Source organism: Sodalis sp. RH14 (assembly GCF_047324285.1).
Lineage (GTDB): Bacteria > Pseudomonadota > Gammaproteobacteria > Enterobacterales > Enterobacteriaceae > Acerihabitans.
On the sequence record NZ_CP178739.1, the window covers coordinates 818,111 to 839,981 of the forward strand.

The following is a 21,871-nucleotide window of genomic DNA, read 5'->3' on the forward strand; positions in this document are numbered from 1 at the left end:
ATACCGGCAATAGCGCGGCTTACCGCGGCCTGGTGCCACGGCGGTGAAAAATGCGGCAAGAGTGATGCTGAGGTCTGAAAAGGCGCTATGTTAATGGATGAGTGTCGCTTCGTCACCTACCAATCCATCACTTTCGCATCAAAACAGTCCCATCTGACCTGATATAAGCGTAGCAAAGTCATCACGCAGGAAGGGGAGGATGGCATCCGCCACCGGCTGGAGCTGTTTGGCCAGGTAGTGATTATAGTCCGGCACGCTTTGCCGGATTTCCAGGGGCTCGGGACCGTGGGCGGTCATGATATAGCTTATCCACCCGCCGTTTTGGTACTGCTGCTGCCGGCCGTGACGGGCATTATACTCATCGGCGATAAGCGCCGCGCGGGCCTGGGGCGGCACGTTTTTCTGGTATTCGCTTAACCTGCGCCGCAGGCGTTTGCGATACACCAGCAGGGCGTCCAGCTCGCCGGACAGGGTGCGGCGGACATAATCGCGGACAAAATCCTGATACGGCTGGCGCCGGAAGATGCGCTCATACAATTGTTGCTGGAACTGCTGGGCCAGGGGCGTCCAGTCGCTGCGCACGGTTTCCAGGCCTTTAAATACCATGCGTTCGCCCTTGTCGTCCTGTACCAGGCCGGCATAACGTTTTTTGCTGCCCAGCTCCGCGCCGCGAATCGTAGGCATCAGGAAACGGGTGAAGTGTGTCTCGTACTCAAGTTCCAGCGCGCTTTCCAGCCCCATGGTGTCGCGCAGGTGCGTTTGCCACCATTGATTGATATCGCTGACCAGGCGTTGACCGATGGCATTGGCCGCTTCGCTATCGTGGGCGTGCTTCAGCCAGACAAACGTGGAGTCGGTATCGCCGTAGATTACCGGATAACCCCGGGCTTCGATAAGCTCGCGGGTGCGGTGCATAATGTCATGGCCGCGCAGGGTAATGGAGGAGGCCAGCCGGGCGTCGAAAAAACGGCAGCCGGGCGCGCCCAGCACGCCGTAGAAAGCGTTCATGATAATTTTCAACGCCTGCGATAAGGGCCGGTTATTTTCCCGTTTCGCCCGCTCGCGCCCGAGCCAAAGCTCCCGAACGATGTCCGGCAGGCAGTGATGGGTGCGGGAGAAGCGCGCGCCGATAAAACCCGCGACCGTCCCGTCCGGCGCGTCGCCGGCCATGCCTTCGATCAGCCCCACCGGATCAATGAGAAAGGTGCGGATAATAGAGGGATAAAGGCTTTTATAATCCAGCACCAGCACCGAGTCGTACAGGCCGGGGCGGGAATCCATGACATAACCGCCGGGGCTGGCCTGCATCGGTACATCGCCAAGATTGGGCGCCACAAAACCCGCCCGGTGCATTCTGGGCAGGTAGAGCCAGGTAAACGCGGCCACCGATCCGCCGCTGCGATCGGCGGCCAGCCCGGTGACGGTGGCGCGTTCCAGCAGAAACGCCAGCAGGCGGGTATGGTCAAAAATACGCGTCACCAGCTCACAGTCCTTGAGATTGTAGCGGGCCAGCGCCGGCTTATCTTCCTGGTACAACCGGTCGATTTCGTCCATGCGCTGGTAGGGCGTCGAGATATCCTTTCCCTCGCCCAGCAGCGTCTGCGCCACGTTTTCCAGGCTAAACGAGGAAAACTGCCAGAAGGCGGATTTCAGCGCCTCGATGCCGTCGATAATCAGGCGGCCGGCGGCGCTGGCGAAATAATGTCCCGCCTTGGCGCCATGTTCGCGCCATTCCAGCGCCGCGCCGCCGCGCCCGAGCAGCAAAGGCTGATGGTAGCGTTCCGCCTGTTTTTGCAGGATACGTAAATCAAACTGCACCAGGTTCCAGCCGATAACGGCATCGGGGTCATGGTCGGCGAACCACTGGTTCAGGCGCTGGATCAACGCCGCGCGGGTGGGTACGTATTCAAGGAATCCGGACGACCCGGCGCCGGCGGCCGGGGGCTCGCCCAGCATATAAACCCGCCGCTGCCCGCAGCCTTGCAGACCGATGCAATAGAGTTCGCCAAAACGGTTGGTTTCAATATCCAGCGAAACCAGTTTCAGCGCGGGCCGGTAATCAGGCGACGGCTTAAGCCGCGCGTGGGTGATAACGCCGTTTTCCTGCACATGGCCGTCAAACCAGACCGGGGCGGTGATAAAACGCTCCATCAGATAACGCTCCGGTGGGCGAATGTCGGCTTCATACAGCGGTATGCCGGACTCGTGGCACCGTTTTTCCAGCCGGCCTAAATCGCGATAGTGCCGGCAGTAAACGCCGACCACCGGGCGACGATGAAAGTCACGCAGCGCCAGCGGACGCAGCTCGCAGCCGGGGATGGCGGCCGCCAGGGTTTGCGCGCGCGGCAGGCACTCCGCGGGCATAAACGCCACCGCTTGCTGCGGCGGCAGGCTGATTTTCCGCGCGCCGCCATCGGTCGCCAGCCAGAAATCGATGACGGCGCCTTCGGGAGTATCCCGCCAGTGGCGGGTAAGGACAAAACCCTGGCCGGGCAGGGATTGGTCTGGCATGGCGTCTGGATATCCGGTTAAAGTAAATGAAGCGTCGCCTTATCTCGGGCAACCTGATAATTATGATTATTTATACAGTATTTGTCCAGTTGCGCGGCGTCCGGACAAGCGCAGCCAAATCTTCATACAATTGTTACGTTGACCGGCGGGCCTTCTAGCCCTGACAATCCATCGGCTTATAGAAACCTGAGGGGGTTATGCTGGCTTTTTTCGAACACTGGGTTACGCAGTCATTGGCTTTTTCGCTTTTTGCCGTCTCGTTGGTGGCATTTCTTGAATCCCTGGCTTTTGTCGGGCTGTTATTACCGGGTACGGTGATGATGGCGACGCTGGGCGCGCTTATCGGCAGCGGCGCGATGGGATTTTATCCCGCCTGGGCGGCCGGCATTATCGGATGCTTTCTTGGCGATTGGATTTCCTATGTTATCGGCCATGGCTGTAAAAAATCGCTGAAACGCTGGTCTTTCCTGAAAAAAAACCGCGCCACGTTGAATAAAATCGAACATGCCCTGCACCGGCATAGCGTGTTGACGATCCTGGCCGGCCGGTTTATCGGCCCTACCCGGCCGTTGGTGCCGATGGTGGCCGGGATGCTGGACCTGCCGCCCCTGAAATTCGCCTTGCCCAATGTTATCGGCTGCCTCACCTGGCCACCTGCGTATTTTATGCCCGGCATCCTGGCCGGGGTGGCTATTAATATCCCAGACGGACAGCACTCCGGGCAATTCCGTGGCCTGCTGTTAGGCGTGGCCCTGTTGGGCTGGCTGGCCGGCTGGCTTGGATGGCGCTGGTTGCGAACCGATAAACGCCAGGCCGATCGCCTCACCCGCTGGCTGCCGCTGTCGCGATTGCGCTGGCTGGCCCCCCTTTGCCTCCTGGCGATGGCGGCGGCGCTGGTTGCGCTTATCCAGCATCCGCTGATGCCGATCTACGCGGCTCAATTCTGGAAAGTGGTCAGGGTGTGACCGACGGCTTCAGTATTTGGAGAATAAGGTATATATCGCCTTACCTAAATCCGGCTGCGTTCCTATAATCGAGGAAAAATTCTCCGCCAGCACCGTTCCGGTACTGGTGAGTAATTCACGGAACTGCGGGGCGGTAAGGTTTTTTTTATTGGCGATGGCAATACTTGACAGGCATGCCGCCACACCCGCCACGATGGGATTGGCCGGCGAATTGCCGGAAAAATTATTGATGTACCAGGCATTGGTTTTATTGAGCAGCGTGGCATAACCGTATGAGGTCGTTACCACAAAATCACCCCAGCTCGAACTGTCTATGCGCGAACCAAAATTACTGTAGGCGGCCCTTAGTCCCGTCCTTGGGTCGAGGGCTCCGACAATAATAGCGCCTGAATCCCTTTGATGACGATTGAATTTGCCGTTAAGTATCGGATGGTCTAAATTAATCGCGCCATTCCCCGCCGCCTCAATAACGTGGATACCTTTGGATGTTAACGCGGAGATCATATCAAACCAGGCAGGTTCAAATTCGACCGGAAGATAACATTCCTGATTATAATAAGATCTATTTCCTCCTTGATGCTGCATACCTATTTGGATAACGTCTCCCGCCTTAAGACGGTGATAAAGGTTATAGAGATATTGCAGGCCCCGGGCGGCATAACCCACCTTCGCCCGGCTGGCGATCCCCATAATGCCATACCCCAGCTCCAGCCCCGCCATCACACCCACGGACGCGGTATTGTCGCAGCCGACGGTGACGGCGCCTTCGACAATAGCGCGCTCCGGAGGAAGGTTATTATGACCGGTGAACCAGGCATCAGGCTCGTTGGTAATGATGGTGACATTTTCGCCCCTGCCCCCGGCGTAACTTAGACCGGCGGTGCCGTCGACACCGCCGAGCCTGAAGCTATTGAAACAATGCCGGGCAGGCCAAAGATAATATTGTAAAGGGACGAAGTTATAATTTTCCACGCCGTTAAGCGTTTTTGGCTCATCATCAAGGGTGGGTTGCTCGGTGTGAAGAGCGTTATAACTTCTTGCGCCCCGTAGCGATACGGGTTCGGTAGTGGGATAAACCGTCTCGACTGAGCTGAATAGCGCAATGGCGTGAAGTATTTCATTAATATATTCAACAGCGTTGACATTCTCATTAAAAAATTTGATTTTGAAATAGCGATCCAAGCCAAATGTTTTATTCATTTCTTTGGCCGCATCATCACGAGGACTGCCGGATATGTCAAATAAAGGGGAAACTCCCATGGTTTCAAAGTTAAATTTGAGCTCGTGCTCAATTTTTTGCGCTTCTGAAAAGTAATACGCGCCGGCATTGTTTCGTTTAAGTTGAAACACGATGTTAGTGTATTTGACGCCCTGCTGGGCAAAGAAGTCAATTTTTTTAAGAATTTTGTCACTCATTATAGTTAACCCCCGATAATAAAATCGTATTTGACGGTTGACGAATCATCCCGTCATTTATGATGTTTGGTCTGATAAGAAGTAAAATTTGCACAAAGGCATTGCTGCCGCGGTGATTCAGTTTCTCCTGATGTTTAAATTAATGGTTTGCATAAATTTTTAATGAGAAAAAGATGACAGTCACTATTGTCCCTTCTTGCGCAGGGTGCATGACCTACTGTCGCGTAAAGTTAAATTCAGCTGTGTTAAATAAGATTCTTTAAAACTTAATGCAGATTGTACTCAATATACAATAATCGAAGTGGATGTTTAATAAGTGATTTTTATATATGATTTTTATTTAATATAAACTCTAATTGCAATAAATCAAACAACATTCTCAAATAATAGTGTGAAGCAAGTCAATATTTATTCTAATGTTAAATTATCTTAACTTTAAAATGCTATTTATACGTAATTTCTTATTTTTCATTAAATTCAAAGAAAAAAACATGGATAATAATAAAAAAAAGCTTATGTGTGGCGAAAAAACGGCGACCAGCAAAAGTGCAGGCCGGTTTTTCTTCCGCCGCGGAGGGACGTAACAGCAGTGGTTGTAAAACGTAATGGGGGGTGGTGTGATATGTTTGACAATATAATCATGATGTTGTGCGTGGGGTATTCAGTGGGGTGATACCGGGATGGGGCCGGATGGCGGCTTTTTGGCGTGAAAGGCCAGCATCCCAACTCCCTTATAGGCGGGCTGAAACGCTGGCGATAAAAATCACTACTCGTAAATTGCGGGCATTGCCAGGCGGCATGCGAAAACGCATGACGCTTTTCTGCCGTATCTTGATTATTTTATTTATGAGTTTCCCCAGCATTGACGATAAGCTGTTTACAAATACGTTCATTAGTACAACATAATTAAAATGCTATTACTGCCGATGCCTGTAACCACTGGGGTGCAACAATAAGCCCTTACCAATGGATGCTCTGTGGCATTTCCAGGCGACATTTAATTCCATCTCATAATAGTAACAATTTATTTGGCAAAATGTGAATCGGCTCAAGAATGCTATTTTTGGCTATTTGCCGCGATCTTATTCCAGCACGGGAAGCCATCGCGTCATTATGCGGCGCCGGGCATCGGTGATGTTAATCCTCTCCGGCCAACCGCGGGCGCGGGTCCGGCGCGTGCGGCGCAATACCCAGGACGGCGGCTTCGCCGGCTTCGCCGCTCGCCAGGCGCGCGGTCGGGCCGTCGTAATAAATGCGGCCATCGACAATCAGCAGGGTGCGCGGCGCGATGCGCACGGCGTCATCCAGGTTGTGCGATACCATTAACAGGGTCAGGCCGCGGCTGGCGCACACGTCGTCCACCCGTTGCAGCATATCGACACGCAAGGCGGGGTCGAGCGCGGAAAACGGCTCATCAAGCAGCAGGATGGGGCGGTCGCGCACCAGACAACGCGCCAGGGCCGCCCGCTGCCGTTGCCCGCCGGACAGTTGCCCCGGCAGGCGGTCCAGCAGTTTCTCCAGCCCTACCTGTGCCGCCACCGCATTTAACGCTTCCCGTTGCGCCGGAGTCAACGCCAGCCCCGGATGCAGCCCAAGGCCGATGTTTTCCGCCACCGTCAGGTGAGCGAACAGGTTATGCTCCTGGAACAGCATGGAGACGGGGCGCCGGGCGGGCGGGGTGGCACTGTGATCCTGGCCGTTTAACCACAGGCTGCCGCTGTGCAGGGGCAGAAAACCGGCTATCAGGTTGAGCAGGGTGCTTTTGCCGGCACCGCTGGGGCCCAGAACGGCGACCTTTTCTCCCGCCGCCAGCCGCAGGTCAAAACGCATCGGCAAATGTTGGTAAAGATAGGTCGCTTTATCCAGTTTTATCATGCAGCCCCGTGAGTTTCTCGATTAGCGTAAATAATAAAAAGCACAGCGCCAATAGGAACAGCGCGGTAACGGCCCCGTCCTCGCTGCGATAAGCGCCGATTTGCTGGTAAAGATAGAGCGGCAGGGTCCGGAAATGTTCATTGCCGAACAACGCTACCACGCCAAAATCACCCAGCGACAGGATAGAGGCGAATGCCATGGCGCGGCCAATCGGCTGGCGCAGCGCGCGCCATTCCACCCAATGTAGCCGTGTCAGGCCGCGCATATCCAGGGACAGGCATAAACGATTATACCTTTCCGCCAGGTCCAGCATCGGCGTTTCCAGAATTTTCAGGGCGTAGGGAATGGCCATCAGCGCATTGGTCAGTATGACCAATGCATAGGGGGAACGGGGCAATCCCAGGGTATGGGTGGCGATCAGGAAGAAACCGGTGGCCAGCACAATGCCCGGCATCGCCAGGATCAGCATGCCGCTAAGATCGAGCAGCTGCGCGGACCAGGGACGTTGACGCAGCCTCAGCTCGCGGCTGCTCCATAGCAGCATCAGCGTTAGCACCACGCACAGCAGGCCCGCGCCCAGGGCAATGCGCAGCGACGTCAGCAATGCCGACCACAGCGCCGGCTGCGACAGGACCCGCGCCATGCCCGTATTGACACCGCCGGCCACCACGGCCAGCAGGGGCGGCGCCAGCAGCGCCAGCGCCAGGACAATAACCAGCGCGTCGGTCAAACGGCGCGCCAGATTATCGCCGGGATTGCGCCACTGGGAAAAATGCGTCGCGCCGACGGGAAACGCGCGGGTCAGCCGTTGGCTGGACAAGACCAGCCCCAGGCAACAGATCATTTGCACCAGGGCCAGCAGCGCCGCGCGGCCGGGATCGTAGTCATAGCTTAAGGCCTGGTAAATCGCCAGCTCAATGGTGGTCGCCCGCGGTCCGCCGCCCAACGACAGCACCGTGGCAAAACTGGCGAAACACAGCATAAATATCAGCGCCGCCGCAGGCAGCAGTTGACGGCGCAGATAAGGCCACTCAAGAATGCGGAAGAAATGCCAGCCCGCCATGTCCAGCTGCGCGGCCAACTGGCGCTGCTCCACCGGAATGCCTTCCAGCGCCTGCAACAACAGGCGGGTGGCCAACGGCAGGTTAAAAAATACATGGGCCAGCAGGATCCCCCGCAGGCCGTAGGGTGAAAAACCGTAGGGAATATGCAGCCAGAGGCATAGCTGCGCCAGCCAGCCTTGGCGACCATACACGCTCAGGATGCCGAACACGGCCACCAGCACCGGCAGCACCAGCGTCATGGCGCAAAAGCGCAGCAACAGCAGGCGTCCCGGAAACCGCCGGCGGTAAAGCGCCCGCGCCAAAAAAACGGCGGGCAGCACCGATAGCAGCGCCGACAGCAGCGCCTGCCAAAAGGTAAAACGCAGGACATGCCACAGATAGCTGTCCGACAGCACGTCGCGCCATTGGAGCGTCGGCGCGTTCAGCCACAAGGCGCCGACTGCCGTCAGGGCCACGGCCGTCAGCATCAGCGCGGCCAGCAGTCCCGGCCATAACCAGCGCGGTATCATCGGCCAGGCATCATTGGCTGACGGAACGCAACCAATCCTGGGTCCACGCGCCGCGTTTGGCCGCCACGTCATCCGCGCTGAAATTCAGCGTCTTGGCCGGCAATACGTCAAAGCCGGCCGGCAGCGCGGTTTTGATCACCGGATACATCCAGTTGCCTGTGGGAATGGTCTGCTGGAAAGCCGGGGAAACGACAAAACGCATAAACTGCTGCGCCAGCTGCGGATTTTTACTGGCGGCTAATTGTCCGGCCACCTCGACCTGGAGATAGTGGCCTTCGCTGAAGGTCGCCGCCGCATAGTTATCCTTCTTTTCCTCGTTGATATGATAGGCCGGCGACGTGGTATAGCTGAGCACCATGTCCGCTTCTCCTTTCAGGAATAAGCCATAGGCTTCGCTCCAGCCCTTGGGCACGGTAACGGTTTTTTTCGCCAGCCGTTGCCAGGCCTGGGGCGCTTTATCGCCATATACCTGCTGCACCCAGAGCAATAAGCCCAGTCCCGGGGTACTGGTGCGCGGATCTTCGTAAATGATTTTCAGCGCCTGCGGCCCGTCTATCAGCTCATGCAGGCTTTTGGGCGGATTTTTCAGCTTGTTCTTGTCATAGACAAACGCAAAATACCCGTAATCAAAAGGCAGGAAGGTGGGATCATGCCACGCCTGCGGCAAGGTCAGATGAGCGGTGTCGACGTTATGCGCCGTAAAGAGATGCGTATCCTGCGCGGGCTTAAGCAGGTTGTTATCCAGGCCCAGCACCACATCCGCGTCGCTGTTCTTGCCTTCGATGCGCAAACGGTTGAGCAGGGCGACGCCATCTTCCTGCACGACATATTTCAGCTCGCAGCCACAGTCTTTTTCAAAGGCGGTTTTTATCGCCGGCCCCGGGCCCCATTCGGAGGCAAAGGAATCATAGGTATAAACCGTCAGGACGGGTTTTGCCAACGCCGGGGCGGCGGCGAGCAATAGCAGGCAGGGTAACCATTTTTTCAACACTTTGCGCTCCTGGAAAAAAAAAGGCGGCAAAGGCGTTTGAGGCGGCAGCGGGACGCACTCTCAAATCCCTTCGCCGGTATTAGCCGGATCAGGTTCGACGGGTATACTCTCAGCTTGCGCGCCGGCTAACGCTATGCCGGACGCTTCGCACCCCGTTGAGAACAAATGCAAGTGTAATGGTTTTATCCCTGGCTTAACAGCCTGTCTTACGTGTCTAACGTATCTAACGTATCTAACGTGTCTAACGTGTCTTATGTGTCTTATGTGTCTTATGTGTCTTATGTGTCTTGCGGGTCTTGCGGGTCCGGCGGGGCGAACCAGGCGGATTTGAAATCAAACCATCCCAGCGTATTCATCCTGACCCCGCGCATGCTGCGCTGGCCCTGTAGAATCAGCCAATGATGGAACAGCGGGTGCAGGCGATGGCCGGTGATAAGCGATTGGCACCATTGCGCCATGGACAGGCCCTTGCCGCGCCATTTCTCCAGCGCGTCGCTAAGGTCGGCCGGCAGGCAATGATGCATCAGCGGCATCTCGTAAAAGCTGGCGAACAGGGAATAATCCAGCGGCAGGTAAAAATTAGCGCTGCCGAGCCATAAATCGCTCTCGGCCTCACCGTTATGCCAGGTGGCATAATCCACGGTATTGATCACCAGCGCGATGTCCTGCCGGGCCAGCACCGCACCGAGCGCGCGGCAAAGATCATCGAATTCCGAATGGGCGCGATAAACCGTCAGGGTGATGCTGCGCAGCTCCGCGGGCCTTGGCCGCGGTTGCGCGACCCGGCTATGGCGCCAGCGCGGCAGGATACCGTAGGCCGGCGACCAGTAATGCTGGTAGGCCGATCCCGCCTCGGTCAGCATGGCGATGGGATCGATATTTTCACTCAGCCAGCGGCGGGTATCATCGTTTTGCATCAGCGGCGAACGGGCATCAAACAGCAGGAAATAGCAGCCTTCCTCCAGCCGGGTTTCCAATTGACCCGGGGTGCTGTTATCCGCCTGGAGCTGGACGCCGGAATAGCTCAGCTCGGCGGTGAGTTCCGGCAAGATCCAGATATTCACTTCATCAATCAGTGCGCGATAGCCGAAATAATCATCAAAGGCGCGAATCTTCAATAAGCTTTCCCGGTTGTCGATCACCGCATAGGGTCCGGTGCCGACGGGACGGCGGACGAAGTCCGGCATCGTCTCCCATTCCTGCGGCAAAATCATGGCCGGCACGCTGCCCAATAGCCAGGGCAGCCAGTCGTCCGCGGCGGTCAGGGCGACATCAACGGTATTGGGGATGGCGGACGAGACGGCTTTTATATGGCAAAACAGCGGATTTCCCCGCAGGCGCAGCAGCGAGCTGCACACATCCTGCGGCGTCAGTTCCCGCCCATGATGAAAATGGATCGCCGGACGCAGGTAAAAGCGCCATAACAACGGCGAAATTTGCTGCCAATGATGGGCGAGGTCCGCTTCCAGTTCCCCATTTTCCTCATTTATTTTGGTCAGGCCGCTGAAAATCTGCCGCACGATGTGGTTCTCAGAACGCCGCAAAGGACTGCCGGGCAGCAGGTTCAGCAGCGGGCGATAATACAGTACCCGCAATATGTGCTTGCCCTGGCGGAAGCTGCGGCCCAGATGGGAAAGCAGCATCTGGCGTACCCTGTCCTTATCGCCCACCAGTTGGACCAACTGCTCGATGCGATCCTGCTCCAGCAGATCCTCCGCCCGCTGCTGTTGCAACGCCAGGCCGGTATAGTGAAAGGTCAGCTGCGAGCGCTTGCCGCGCCCGGCTGTCGCCTGCCACTGCAGCCAGCCCATTTCCTGCATGGTTTTCAGCAGCGTACGCACATGCCGGCGCGTACAGCTCAGCGCCTGCGCCAGTTCGTTCAGGGTGGTTTCCTGTGTCTTGCCCTGGCAGCTTTGCCACAGGCGGATAAATTGTTGCTGCAGGCGTGGCGAGGACATAAAAGAGGAACACTCCTTAAAAAGTCATCTGTTTTTCTTCCGGTATCTTAAGCCGATACTGGTCGTGTCGAAAGGGCAGAATAGGGATTGTAACGATGAAAATAGCCAATTTGCGCCGGTTTTATCAGCATTATTTTACCGCCATTTGCGGGCGCGGCGTGATCCGTCCCGACAGGGGCCGCAGCGGACAGCGCATGGCGCTGTTGTTACAGGTAACCCAATGGCATACGGATTCACTGTCCGAGCAGGAATACCGGGAGTGGATGTGATGTCTCGTGGCGGGGGGTGATATAAAAGTCCTGCGGTATTTTCGCTTGCCGTAAGTTTGGTTTTATATGTTGAGCCGGGCGCTGGCAAGCGACAAGGGGATGGCAGTCGCGCCATCCCCTTGACCCCGCGCTCCCGGCAGGTCGCGCGCCGCAAGCGGTGCCTTCCTGCGCCGGATCCACCTTTTCGCACCGGCCCGTACGCGCTCCCGGCGCGAACGGGCCTCTCGCCGCGTCCAGCGGCTCGTGCCGGTGGAACCGGCTCCGTCAGCGCGCTCAATGCCGGCCAAAGGGCCGCTCCCCTTATCACCGGCGTTCACATTCCAGGCATTTAAGTTACCGGCGTATAAATTCCCGGCATTTAAGTTACCGGCATACAAATTCCCGGCGTTCAAATAAAGACTTTTTAATTACAGACGTTGGTTTTGACGTTGTACCGGCATAAAGTGCGCTGGCGGCACAATGCCCGGCTGGATGAGCCGCCGGGAGCGGCGAAAGCTAAGGGTCGCGCCGGGAGCGCGTCCCGTGCGGTCCATAAGAAGGGATATTGTGACGCCAGGGACCGCGCAGCGGCGCACGATCTGCCGGAAGCCCGGGAGACAAGAGGGATGGGCTAGCATCCCTCTTGTCGCTTGCCTGCACCAGGCAACAGGGAACGCCGCTGCTAGCGGCAAGAGAAACCTGCTCCCAGCGTACCCACGCCGTCGCCAGCAATCGACACTTAGTGCAAAAACGCCGGCTGGCTCGCCTCATAATCCGCAATCGCGCCTTCATGCTGCAACGTCAGTCCGATACTGTCCAGCCCGTTGATCATGCAATGCTTGCGAAACGCATCGATCTCGAACGGATAGCTCTTCTCGCCGGCAATGACCCGCTGGTGTTCCAAATCCACCGTGAAGGTGATGCCTTCATTGGCCGCGACCAGGAGGAACAGTTCATCCACCTGCTGCGGCGACAACGTAATGGGCAGCAGTTGGCTGTTAAAGCTGTTGCCGTAAAAAATATCGGCAAAGCTTGGCGCGATGATCGCCTGAAAGCCGTAATCGGCCAACGCCCAAGGCGCATGTTCACGCGACGAGCCGCAGCCGAAGTTTTCCCGCGCCAGTAAAATGCTGGCGCCGCGATAGCGCGGTTTATTCAGTACAAAGTCGGGATTGGGCACCTTGCCGGCGTCGTCGAGAAAACGCCAGTCGTTAAACAGATGTTGGCCGAAACCGGTGCGGGTGACCTTTTGTAAAAACTGTTTCGGAATAATGGCGTCGGTATCCACGTTAGCGGCATCCAACGGCGCCACCAGCCCGGTATGTTGGGTAAATTTTGCCATAAAACTGTCTCCTTAATTCAATTCGCGAATGTCGGCAAAATGACCGGTAACCGCCGCCGCCGCCGCCATGGCCGGACTGACCAGATGAGTTCTGCCGCCGCGACCCTGGCGCCCTTCGAAATTACGATTGCTGGTGGATGCGCAACGCTCGCCTGGGTTAAGACGATCGTTATTCATGGCCAGGCACATGGAGCAGCCGGGTAAACGCCATTCAAAGCCGGCGTCCAAAAAGATTTTGTCCAGGCCTTCGGCTTCCGCCTGGGCCTTGACCGGTCCGGAACCCGGCACCACGATGGCCTGTACGCCGGTGGCGACGCGGCGCCCCTTGGCTACGGCGGCGGCCGCGCGTAAATCCTCGATGCGCGAGTTGGTGCAGGAACCGATAAACACTTTATCGATAGCCACGTCGGTCAGGCGGATGCCGGGCTGCAAATCCATATAAGCCAGCGCCTTGGCGGCGGAGTTGCGTTCCGCCGGATCGCTGAACGAGTCGGGCGACGGGATTATCTGGTTAATGGCAATCACCTGACCCGGATTGGTACCCCAGGTGACCTGCGGAGCGATATCGTCGGCGCGCAGGGTGACCACGCTATCGAAGACCGCGTCGTCGTCGGACTTCAGGGTATTCCAGTAGGCGATCGCCTGCAGCCAGTTATCGCTTTTCGGCGCGAACTGGCGGCCCTGCAGATAGGCGTAAGTCGTGTCGTCCGGCGCCACCAGACCGGCCTTGGCGCCCATTTCTATCGCCATATTGCACAGCGTCATGCGGCCTTCCATGCTCAGGGAGGTGATCGCCTCGCCGCAGAATTCCACCACATGGCCGGTACCGCCGGCGGAGCCGGTTTTACCGATGACCGCCAGCACGATATCCTTGGCGGTAATGCCGGGGGCGGCGCGGCCGGTAACTTCAATCTTCATGGTCTTGGCCCGGCCCTGTTTCAGGGTCTGGGTGGCCAGCACGTGCTCCACTTCCGAGGTGCCGATGCCGAAGGCCAGCGCGCCGAAGGCGCCGTGGGTGGCGGTATGGGAATCGCCGCAGACGATGGTCATGCCCGGCAGCGTCATGCCCTGCTCGGGACCGATCACATGTACGATGCCCTGGTAGGGATGATTCAGGTCATACAGCTGGACGCCGAATTCCGCGCAGTTTTTTATCAGTTCCTGCATCTGGATACGGGCCATCTCGCCGCTGGCGTTAATGTCCCTGGTTTGGGTGGAGACATTATGGTCCATGGTGGCAAAGGTTTTTGACGGCTGGCGCACGGGACGGCCCATGGCGCGCAGGCCGTCGAACGCCTGCGGCGACGTCACCTCATGCACCAGGTGACGATCGATATACAATAAAGGCGTTTCTTCCGGCGCTTCGTAGACGACGTGCGCATCATATAATTTTTGATATAACGACTTGCCCATACTCTTCATGCCCCCTGGGTAATATAACCGGCGATAATACTGCCCATCTCATCGGTGCCGACCGCGGCGCCGCTGCCGGCCAGATCGGCGGTACGGTGTCCGGCTTCCAGCGCCTGGTTGACCGCCCGTTCAACGGCGGCGGCGGCTTCATCCAGGCCCAGGCTGTAGCGCAGCAACAGCGCGGTGGACAGGATTTGCGCCACCGGGTTGGCCAGGTTCTTGCCGGCGATATCCGGCGCCGAACCGCCCGCGGGCTCGTAGAGACCGAAGCCTTGTTCATTGAGGCTGGCGGAGGGCAGCATGCCCATCGAGCCGGTGATCATGGCGCATTCATCGGACAGGATATCGCCAAACAGATTGGAGCACAGCAGCACGTCAAACTGGGACGGGTCCTTGATCAACTGCATGGTGGCGTTATCGATATATAAATGCGCCAACGCCACGTCCGGATAATCCTGGGCGATTTCAGTGACGATTTCACGCCACATAATCGAGCTTTGCAGCACGTTGGCTTTATCGATCGAGGTCACTTTGCCGCGGCGCTTGCGGGCGGATTCAAAGGCGATGCGGGCGATGCGCTCGATTTCAAAGCGGTGATAGACCTCGGTATCGAACGCGCGTTCATGCATGCCGCTGCCTTCCCTGCCTTTCGGCTGGCCGAAATAGATGCCGCCGGTCAGCTCGCGTACGCACAGGATATCAAACCCGCGGGCGGCGATATCGGCGCGCAGCGGACAGAAATCCTCCAGACCCGGATACAGCCGCGCCGGACGCAGGTTGCTGAACAGTTTGAAGTGTTTACGCAGCGGCAACAGCGCGCCGCGCTCGGGCTGCTGGGCCGGCGGCAAGTGTTCCCATTTCGGGCCGCCCACCGAGCCGAACAGAATGGCGTCGGCCTGCTCGCAGCCGTTGACCGTGGCGGCGGGCAGCGGGCTGCCGTGGCGATCGATGGCGGCGCCGCCGACGTCGTATTCGCTGGTGGTGATGCGTACGTCAAAACGCTGGCGCACGGCGGTTAAAATTTTGTAGGCCTGCGCCATGACTTCAGGGCCAATGCCGTCGCCCGGCAATACCGCTATATGATATGTCTTACTCATGTTCACACCGTTTCCTGGTAATCCCGTTTATTGTTTTGCCCTTGCAGACGCTGCAGTTCGATTTCGACCTGCCGCGCGCGCCAGATATTGTTCATCACGTGTATCATTGCCTTGGCCGAGGATTCGATGATATCGGTGGTCAGGCCGACCCCGTGGAAGCGGCGGCCGTGATAATCCACCACGATATCCACCTGGCCCAGCGCGTCGCGGCCGTGGCCTTTTGCGGTCAGCTGATATTTCTGCAGCGTGATGGGATAGTCGGTGATCCGGTTCAGCGCCTGGTAGACCGCGTCCACCGGACCATTGCCGGTTGCCGCTTCGGATTTGGTTTCCTCGCCGCACACCAGCTTAACCGACGCCGTGGCCATATCGTTGGAGCCGGACTGGACGCTGAAATAGTCCAGGCGGAAATGTTCGGGTTCTTCCTGCTGCTTGCTGATAAACGCCAGCGCTTCGAGGTCGTAATCGAATACCTGGCCTTTTTTGTCCGCCAGCTTGACGAAGGCGGCATACAGTTCGTCCAGATTATAATCCTGTTCCTGATAGCCCATTTCCTGCATGCGATGCTTCACCGCCGCCCGGCCGGAACGCGAGGTCAGGTTTAACTGCACTTCCTTCAGACCGATGGTTTCCGGCGTCATGATTTCGTAGTTCTGGCGGTTCTTCAGCACGCCGTCCTGATGGATGCCGGAGGAGTGGGCAAAGGCGTTGGACCCCACCACCGCCTTGTTGGCCGGGATGGGCATATTGCACAGCTGGCTGACAATCTGGCTGGTACGGTAGATTTCCTGATGATTGATATTGGTGTGCACGCCCAGGATATCGGCGCGCACTTTAATCGCCATGATCACTTCTTCCAGCGCGGTGTTGCCGGCGCGCTCGCCGATGCCGTTCAGGGTGCCTTCGACCTGCCGGGCGCCGGCCTGCACCGCGGCGATGGAATTGCCGGTCGCCATGCCCAGATCGTCGTGGCAATGCACCGAGATAATGGCTTTATCAATATTGGGCACGCGTTCATACAGGGAGGTGATGATGCCGCCGAACTGCACCGGGGTGGTGTAGCCGACGGTATCGGGAATATTGATGGTGCGGGCGCCGGCGTTAATCGCCGCTTCGACGATACGGCACAGGTTATCGATCGGGGTCCTGCCGGCGTCTTCGCAAGAGAATTCCACATCGTCGGTGTAGTTGCGCGCGCGTTTGACCGACTGCACCGCCATCTCCATCACCTGTTCGAAGCTGCGCTTGAGCTTGGATTCAATATGCAGCGTGGAGGTCGCCAGGAACACATGGATGCGGAACGCCTCGGCGACGCGCAAGGCTTCGGCGGCCACATCGATATCTTTTTCCACGCAGCGGGCCAGGCCGCAAACCCGGCTGTTCTTGATTTGACGGGCAATGGTCTGGACCGACTCAAAGTCGCCGGGAGAGGACACCGGGAAACCCACTTCCATTACATCGATGCCCATTCTTTCCAGAGCCAGGGCGATTTGCAGTTTCTCTTTCACACTCAGGCTGGCCTGCAATGCTTGTTCACCGTCGCGCAGCGTGGTATCAAAAATTATAACTTGTTGGCTCATGATTAATCCTATCTTCGTTTTTGGACGCGGTTTCTGGGCACGTTGCGCGGGCAAAAAAAAACCCGCGCCATGCGCGGGTTCTTTATCTGGGACGTATGAGTCAGCTCTGAACTCCGTGTACCAGCGTACCGCGCATCGACAGTGCGAGTAGTAGTAGGCCTAGTAGACGGAAAGAAGCGAACATGTTAGAGCGGCGTCCCAGTTCATGAATGAGTCATTGTATTTATAGGTACAGGATTCATTGGCGGGTGTCAACCATTCATACGCAATGCTTATCACCGCGCGCATTTCGCGGTTAATCCATGCAAATGTTAAGATGCTGTAATTATCCCGTCCAGCAGCGCGGTGGGTTTTGTGCCGCGTTAAAAGCAGTGTTTTATAGCGTCAATCTCGAGAACGGTAGCGTAAAAATTATTAGCGCCGCCGCGGTGCTGATTTTTGCTATTTGCCTGCCTTATCATCTGGCGTTATCGTTACCGGTCATAAATTAATAACAAAAATATTTCAGGGGCAGCTTTTCCCATCCCTGTGCCAAGCGACAGCGGCCTGTTGCTGCTGCGAAGAACCTACGTAAGCCTGGAGGCAAACCCATGGAGATGTTGTCAGGAGCCGAGATGGTCGTCCGATCGTTAATCGACCAGGGCGTGAAGCATATATTCGGTTATCCCGGCGGGGCCGTGCTGGACATCTACGATGCGCTGCATACGGTAGGCGGGATCGATCATATCCTGGTGCGTCACGAGCAGGGCGCGGTGCATATGGCCGACGGCTATGCGCGCGCCACCGGCAAGGTGGGCGTGGTGCTGGTGACCTCCGGCCCGGGCGCCACCAATGCCGTGACCGGCATTGCCACCGCCTATATGGATTCCATTCCCCTGGTGGTGATTTCCGGCCAGGTGGCCAGTTCGCTTATCGGTTTCGACGCTTTTCAGGAATGCGATATGGTGGGCATTTCCCGCCCGGTGGTGAAACACAGCTTTTTGGTGAAGAAAACCGAAGATATCCCCGGCATCCTGAAAAAAGCCTTTTACCTTGCCGCCACCGGCCGTCCCGGCCCGGTGGTGATTGACGTGCCCAAGGATATCGTTAATCCGGCCAATAAATTTCCCTATCTTTACCCGGACTCGGTATCGCTGCGTTCCTATAATCCGACGGTACAGGGCCATAAAGGGCAAATACGCCGCGCGCTGCAAACCCTGCTGGCCGCCGAGCGTCCGGTTATCTATACCGGCGGCGGGGCGATAACCGCCGGTTGCCATCAGGAGCTGCGTCTGCTGGCCGAAAAACTCAATATACCGGTGACCAGTTCTTTGATGGGATTGGGCAGTTTCCCGGGTACACATCGCCAGAGCCTGGGCATGCTGGGGATGCACGGCACTTATGAAGCCAATATGGCGATGCATCGCGCCGATGTGATTTTTGCAGTCGGGGTGCGTTTTGACGATCGCACCACGAATAATTTATTAAAATACTGTCCGGATGCCACGGTGCTGCATATCGATATCGATCCGGCCTCGATTTCCAAAACCGTTACGGCGGACGTGCCCATCGTCGGCGACGCCCGCCAGGTGCTGGTGCAAATGCTGGATCAGTTGGAGCAGGGCGAGAATACGCAGCAGTTCGACGCGTTGCGCGACTGGTGGCAGGATATCGAACAGTGGCGCGCCCGCCATTGCCTGGACTACGATCACCGCAGCGGCAAGATCAAGCCGCAGGCGGTGATCGAAACCTTGTTCCGCCTGACCGGCGGCAAGGCGTATGTGACTTCGGATGTCGGCCAGCATCAGATGTTCGCCGCGCTCTATTATCAATTTGACCAGCCGCGCCACTGGATTAACTCCGGCGGCCTGGGCACCATGGGCTTCGGGTTGCCCGCCGCGCTTGGCGTGAAGTTGGCGCTGCCCGACGAAACGGTGATTTGTATTACCGGCGACGGGAGTATCCAGATGAATATTCAGGAGTTGTCCACGGCGCTGCAATATGATCTGCCGGTGGTGGTGGTGAGTCTGAACAATCGTTATCTGGGTATGGTGAAGCAGTGGCAGGATATGATCTATTCCGGCCGTCATTCCCAGTCCTATATGGAATCGCTGCCGGATTTCGTCAAGCTGGCGGAAGCCTACGGCCATGTGGGCATTTCCATCCAGTCGCCGGATGAGCTGGAAAGCAAGCTGGCCCAGGCGCTGGCGCAAAAGAATCGTCTGGTGTTCGTGGATGTGATGGTTGACGGTACGGAACATGTCTATCCCATGCAGATTCGGGGCGGCGGCATGGACGAAATGTGGTTAAGCAAAACGGAGAGGACCTGATCATGCGCCGGATTTTATCAGTATTGCTGGAAAACGAGTCGGGCGCGTTATCGCGGGTGATCGGGTTGTTTGCCCAGCGCGGTTACAATATCGAGAGCCTGACCGTGGCGCCGACCGACGATCCCACGTTGTCGCGCATGACCATCCAGACCATGGGCGACGCCAAGGTGCTGGAGCAAATCGAGAAACAGCTGCATAAGCTGGTGGATGTGCTGCGCGTGAGCGAGCTTGGGCAAGGGCAGGGTACTCATGTCGAGCGGGAAATCATGTTGGTGAAGGTGCAGGCCGAGGGCGGCGCGCGCGAGGAAGTGAAGCGCTGCGCCGATATTTTCCGCGGGCAGATCGTGGATGTGACCTCGTCGCTGTATACCGTTCAGCTGGCGGGGACCAGCGATAAGCTGGATGCTTTTTTGTCCACTATTCGCGACGTGGGCAGTATCGTCGAAGTGGCCCGGTCAGGGATCGTCGGGCTGGCGCGCGGCGATAAGGTGATGCGCTGAGCATCGAGTCGTAGGGGCGCTCTCCCTTTAACACGCTTTATGCGGCATCGGTGATGACGGGCATAGCCTGCCATGGGGCCTCGGTCGGGCGGGCACACCACGCCCGATTCAACCCCATCGGCATGCTCTCCCTTTAACAGGTTTTATGCGGCATCGGTGATGGCGGGCATAGCCTGCCATGGGGCCTCGGTCGGGCGGGAACACCACGCCCGATTCGACCCCCTTGGCACGCATTTCCTTGAACACGTCTGCTTTACGTTTGGTGTTGGCACGCTCTTCCTTGAACAAAACGGTTTCTGCTTTGTGTACCGCCATTTCCCCGCCTTACTCGCGCGTCTATTCGCTTCTTGGCGTTTTATGCTGATAAAAGTTGTAGCATAATGATATACCCCGATGAGAATATGGATATATTGGGTCACTGTTAAATCTTTCAGCGCAAAGGAGTCTCTGTGAAACTGGATGAAATCGCGCGCCTGGCAGGCGTTTCGCGCACAACCGCCAGTTATGTGATCAACGGTAAAGCGAAACAATACCGCGTTAGCGATAAAACCGTGGAAAAGGTGATGGCGGTGGTTCGGGAACATAACTACCATCCCAACGCGGTTGCCGCCGGTCTCAGGGCAGGGAGGACGCGTTCCATCGGCCTGGTGATACCCGATCTGGAGAATACCAGTTATACCCGCATCGCCAACTATCTGGAGCGCCAGGCGCGCCAGCGCGGCTATCAGTTGCTGATCGCCTGTTCCGAGGATCAGCCGGATAATGAAATGCGCTGCATTGAACATCTGCTGCAACGGCAGGTGGACGCCATTATCGTTTCCACGGCCTTGCCGCCGGAACATCCATTTTACCAGCGCTGGGCCACCGATCCTTTTCCTATTATCGCCCTCGATCGCGCGCTTGATCCCGATCATTTTATCAGCGTGGTGGGCGCGGATCAGGATGATGCGGAAATGTTGTCGCGGGAACTGCGCAGTTTTCACGGCGCGTCGGTTTTGTATTTAGGCGCTTTGCCCGAGCTGTCGGTGAGTTTCCTGCGCGAGCAGGGCTTCAGGCGCGGATGGGAAGGCGACGCCAGGCAGCCTGATTTCCTCTATGCCAATAGTTATGAGCGCTCGTCTTCGGCGGCGTTGTTCAGCCAGTATCTGGAGAGCCATGACATGCCGCAGGCGATTTTTACCACGTCGTTTTCCCTGCTGCAGGGCGTGATGGACGTGACATTAAAGCGTAGCGGCAGGCTGCCGCCCGATTTGGCGATCGCCACTTTCGGCGATAATGAACTGCTGGATTTCCTGGAGTGTCCGGTGCTGGCGGTGGCGCAGCGTCATCGTGAGGTGGCGGAGCGGGTGCTGGAATTGGTGCTGGCAAGCCTGGACGAGCCGCACAGGCCGAAACCGGGATTGACCCGTATCAGGCGCAGCCTGTTTCGCCGCGGCTCGCTCAGCCGCGCCTGAGGGCCTTGCCCGCCCTCGCCCGCAAGGTGGTTAAGCCCGGTGAAGCCGGGCTGTCGGGTTCCGGCCCGGCGCCAATGCTGCCGGACCGGGTTTGCGGGGTAAATCAGTTAACGTAGCCTTTCACGTGGAACAGCCGGCGGCAATACTCAAGAAAATAGCCATATGCCACGCCCAGAATCATCGACCCTACCGCATTAGACGTGACCGCCGTCAAAATCTGTTGTGAATCCGCGCCGACCGCCAGCAGGATCAGGACATACACCGGCGATTGAAAACTGACATAGGCCAGCAAATCGGCAATGTTACGCGCCCAGAACCGGTTCGGGCCGTGACGGCGCGCCAATCTCAGCACCGCATCGCGATACTGGCCGAACGGCCAGGCAATGACAATGTTGACCGGAACGGAAAGCAATCTGGAGGATAAGGATTGTTGAAGTGTCATGCCGGACAGCAACACCTCAATAAACATCCCCGCGATAAAGCAATACACCACCAAAGCAAATGTGTCAGCCGCAGCCATGCGCAGACGAGATGAGCGCGAAAACATAACGGGTAGCTCCAAAGGAAAAAGGTCGCCGGGTGATGCGTTTACGCATCGGTGATAGTGTTTTGTGGTGTGTATTCTATGTGGCATAGAGT

The 21,871-nt window shown here is 57.3% G+C and carries 17 protein-coding genes and 1 riboswitch; of the genes, 5 read left to right on the forward strand and 12 right to left on the reverse strand.

Annotated elements, in window-relative coordinates; genetic code table 11:
- Nucleotides 1-138: 138 nt before the first annotated feature.
- Nucleotides 139-2,511 carry a DNA polymerase II gene (locus tag ACL2XQ_RS03610; RefSeq protein WP_410016439.1) on the reverse strand — a complete coding sequence of 791 codons (2,373 nt, stop codon included), beginning with the start codon at nt 2,509-2,511 and terminating at the stop codon, nt 139-141.
- Nucleotides 2,512-2,708: 197 nt separating this feature from the next.
- On the opposite strand from ACL2XQ_RS03610, the gene ACL2XQ_RS03615 reads away from it, so the two are divergent.
- Entirely contained in the window at nt 2,709-3,476 is a 768-nt protein-coding gene (locus tag ACL2XQ_RS03615; RefSeq protein ID WP_410016438.1) for a DedA family protein, read from the forward strand.
- A gap of 9 nt (nt 3,477-3,485) precedes the next feature.
- On the opposite strand, the gene ACL2XQ_RS03620 is transcribed toward ACL2XQ_RS03615, so the two are convergent.
- The 5 genes from ACL2XQ_RS03620 to sgrR all read right to left on the reverse strand — a co-directional run bounded on the left by ACL2XQ_RS03620 (nt 3,486) and on the right by sgrR (nt 11,289).
- On the reverse strand, nt 3,486-4,892 hold the full coding sequence (locus tag ACL2XQ_RS03620) for a S8 family serine peptidase (protein ID WP_413722130.1): 1,407 nt from the start codon (nt 4,890-4,892) through the stop codon (nt 3,486-3,488).
- A 1,137-nt stretch (nt 4,893-6,029) separates the two neighbouring features.
- The gene (gene thiQ / locus ACL2XQ_RS03625) at nt 6,030-6,767 is read right to left on the reverse strand and encodes a thiamine ABC transporter ATP-binding protein ThiQ (protein WP_410016436.1); all 738 of its coding nucleotides are present in this window, start codon (nt 6,765-6,767) and stop codon (nt 6,030-6,032) included.
- A complete protein-coding gene (thiP, locus tag ACL2XQ_RS03630) occupies nt 6,751-8,340 on the reverse strand; it encodes a thiamine/thiamine pyrophosphate ABC transporter permease ThiP (RefSeq protein ID WP_413740064.1) in 1,590 nt (529 codons plus the stop codon). The genes thiQ and thiP overlap by 17 nt, the downstream gene beginning before the upstream one ends.
- A 10-nt stretch (nt 8,341-8,350) precedes the next feature.
- Nucleotides 8,351-9,331 (reverse strand): thiamine ABC transporter substrate binding subunit, encoded by a 981-nt coding sequence (thiB, locus tag ACL2XQ_RS03635; RefSeq protein WP_413730934.1) that lies wholly within the window; start codon nt 9,329-9,331, stop codon nt 8,351-8,353.
- A 47-nt stretch (nt 9,332-9,378) separates the two neighbouring features.
- Nucleotides 9,379-9,496: riboswitch (TPP riboswitch) on the reverse strand.
- Between the two features lie 113 nt (nt 9,497-9,609).
- Nucleotides 9,610-11,289 carry an HTH-type transcriptional regulator SgrR gene (gene sgrR / locus ACL2XQ_RS03640; protein WP_413740065.1) on the reverse strand — a complete coding sequence of 560 codons (1,680 nt, stop codon included), beginning with the start codon at nt 11,287-11,289 and terminating at the stop codon, nt 9,610-9,612.
- A gap of 95 nt (nt 11,290-11,384) precedes the next feature.
- Here sgrR and sgrT point away from each other — a divergent pair, with 95 nt between their 5' ends.
- Nucleotides 11,385-11,558, forward strand: coding sequence for a glucose uptake inhibitor SgrT (sgrT, locus tag ACL2XQ_RS03645; protein WP_410016432.1), 174 nt, complete (start codon nt 11,385-11,387; stop codon nt 11,556-11,558).
- A gap of 718 nt (nt 11,559-12,276) precedes the next feature.
- Here sgrT and leuD read toward each other — a convergent pair.
- From leuD to leuA, 4 genes are read right to left on the reverse strand one after another with little or no spacing between them, the layout of a single operon-like run.
- The gene (leuD, locus tag ACL2XQ_RS03650) at nt 12,277-12,879 is read right to left on the reverse strand and encodes a 3-isopropylmalate dehydratase small subunit (protein ID WP_410016431.1); all 603 of its coding nucleotides are present in this window, start codon (nt 12,877-12,879) and stop codon (nt 12,277-12,279) included.
- A 12-nt stretch (nt 12,880-12,891) separates the two neighbouring features.
- Complete coding sequence (gene leuC / locus ACL2XQ_RS03655) at nt 12,892-14,292, reverse strand: 3-isopropylmalate dehydratase large subunit (RefSeq protein WP_410016430.1); 1,401 nt, start codon at nt 14,290-14,292, stop codon at nt 12,892-12,894.
- Nucleotides 14,293-14,297: 5 nt separating this feature from the next.
- A complete protein-coding gene (gene leuB / locus ACL2XQ_RS03660) occupies nt 14,298-15,389 on the reverse strand; it encodes a 3-isopropylmalate dehydrogenase (RefSeq protein ID WP_410016429.1) in 1,092 nt (363 codons plus the stop codon).
- A gap of 2 nt (nt 15,390-15,391) precedes the next feature.
- Nucleotides 15,392-16,969 (reverse strand): 2-isopropylmalate synthase, encoded by a 1,578-nt coding sequence (gene leuA / locus ACL2XQ_RS03665; protein WP_410016428.1) that lies wholly within the window; start codon nt 16,967-16,969, stop codon nt 15,392-15,394.
- A 590-nt stretch (nt 16,970-17,559) separates the two neighbouring features.
- On the opposite strand from leuA, the gene ilvI reads away from it, so the two are divergent.
- Both ilvI and ilvN read left to right on the forward strand, forming a co-directional pair.
- Entirely contained in the window at nt 17,560-19,278 is a 1,719-nt protein-coding gene (gene ilvI / locus ACL2XQ_RS03670) for an acetolactate synthase 3 large subunit (protein WP_413727151.1), read from the forward strand.
- Nucleotides 19,279-19,280: 2 nt separating this feature from the next.
- On the forward strand, nt 19,281-19,778 hold the full coding sequence (gene ilvN / locus ACL2XQ_RS03675) for an acetolactate synthase small subunit (protein ID WP_410016426.1): 498 nt from the start codon (nt 19,281-19,283) through the stop codon (nt 19,776-19,778).
- Nucleotides 19,779-19,886: 108 nt separating this feature from the next.
- Here ilvN and ACL2XQ_RS03680 read toward each other — a convergent pair whose 3' ends face one another.
- Nucleotides 19,887-20,093 (reverse strand): hypothetical protein, encoded by a 207-nt coding sequence (locus ACL2XQ_RS03680; protein ID WP_413740066.1) that lies wholly within the window; start codon nt 20,091-20,093, stop codon nt 19,887-19,889.
- A gap of 134 nt (nt 20,094-20,227) precedes the next feature.
- On the opposite strand from ACL2XQ_RS03680, the gene cra reads away from it, so the two are divergent.
- Nucleotides 20,228-21,232, forward strand: coding sequence for a catabolite repressor/activator (gene cra, locus ACL2XQ_RS03685; RefSeq protein ID WP_410016424.1), 1,005 nt, complete (start codon nt 20,228-20,230; stop codon nt 21,230-21,232).
- A gap of 103 nt (nt 21,233-21,335) precedes the next feature.
- Here the strand turns inward: cra and ACL2XQ_RS03690 are convergent, their stop codons facing one another.
- Nucleotides 21,336-21,779, reverse strand: coding sequence for an L-alanine exporter AlaE (locus ACL2XQ_RS03690; protein ID WP_410016423.1), 444 nt, complete (start codon nt 21,777-21,779; stop codon nt 21,336-21,338).
- Nucleotides 21,780-21,871: the final 92 nt, after the last annotated feature.

Excerpts from the sequence above, each read along its gene's own strand:
- ACL2XQ_RS03610 (WP_410016439.1), bottom strand. The coding sequence starts at position 2,511 with ATGCCAGACCAATCCCTGCCCGGCCAGGGTTTTGTCCTTACCCGCCAC.
- ACL2XQ_RS03615 (WP_410016438.1), top strand. The coding sequence starts at position 2,709 with ATGCTGGCTTTTTTCGAACACTGGGTTACGCAGTCATTGGCTTTTTCG.
- ACL2XQ_RS03620 (WP_413722130.1), bottom strand. The coding sequence starts at position 4,892 with ATGAGTGACAAAATTCTTAAAAAAATTGACTTCTTTGCCCAGCAGGGC.
- thiQ (WP_410016436.1), bottom strand. The coding sequence starts at position 6,767 with ATGATAAAACTGGATAAAGCGACCTATCTTTACCAACATTTGCCGATG.
- thiP (WP_413740064.1), bottom strand. The coding sequence starts at position 8,340 with ATGATACCGCGCTGGTTATGGCCGGGACTGCTGGCCGCGCTGATGCTG.
- sgrR (WP_413740065.1), bottom strand. The coding sequence starts at position 11,289 with ATGTCCTCGCCACGCCTGCAGCAACAATTTATCCGCCTGTGGCAAAGC.
- sgrT (WP_410016432.1), top strand. The coding sequence starts at position 11,385 with ATGAAAATAGCCAATTTGCGCCGGTTTTATCAGCATTATTTTACCGCC.
- leuD (WP_410016431.1), bottom strand. The coding sequence starts at position 12,879 with ATGGCAAAATTTACCCAACATACCGGGCTGGTGGCGCCGTTGGATGCC.
- leuC (WP_410016430.1), bottom strand. The coding sequence starts at position 14,292 with ATGGGCAAGTCGTTATATCAAAAATTATATGATGCGCACGTCGTCTAC.
- leuB (WP_410016429.1), bottom strand. The coding sequence starts at position 15,389 with ATGAGTAAGACATATCATATAGCGGTATTGCCGGGCGACGGCATTGGC.
- leuA (WP_410016428.1), bottom strand. The coding sequence starts at position 16,969 with ATGAGCCAACAAGTTATAATTTTTGATACCACGCTGCGCGACGGTGAA.
- ilvI (WP_413727151.1), top strand. The coding sequence starts at position 17,560 with ATGGAGATGTTGTCAGGAGCCGAGATGGTCGTCCGATCGTTAATCGAC.
- ilvN (WP_410016426.1), top strand. The coding sequence starts at position 19,281 with ATGCGCCGGATTTTATCAGTATTGCTGGAAAACGAGTCGGGCGCGTTA.
- ACL2XQ_RS03680 (WP_413740066.1), bottom strand. The coding sequence starts at position 20,093 with ATGGCGGTACACAAAGCAGAAACCGTTTTGTTCAAGGAAGAGCGTGCC.
- ACL2XQ_RS03690 (WP_410016423.1), bottom strand. The coding sequence starts at position 21,779 with ATGTTTTCGCGCTCATCTCGTCTGCGCATGGCTGCGGCTGACACATTT.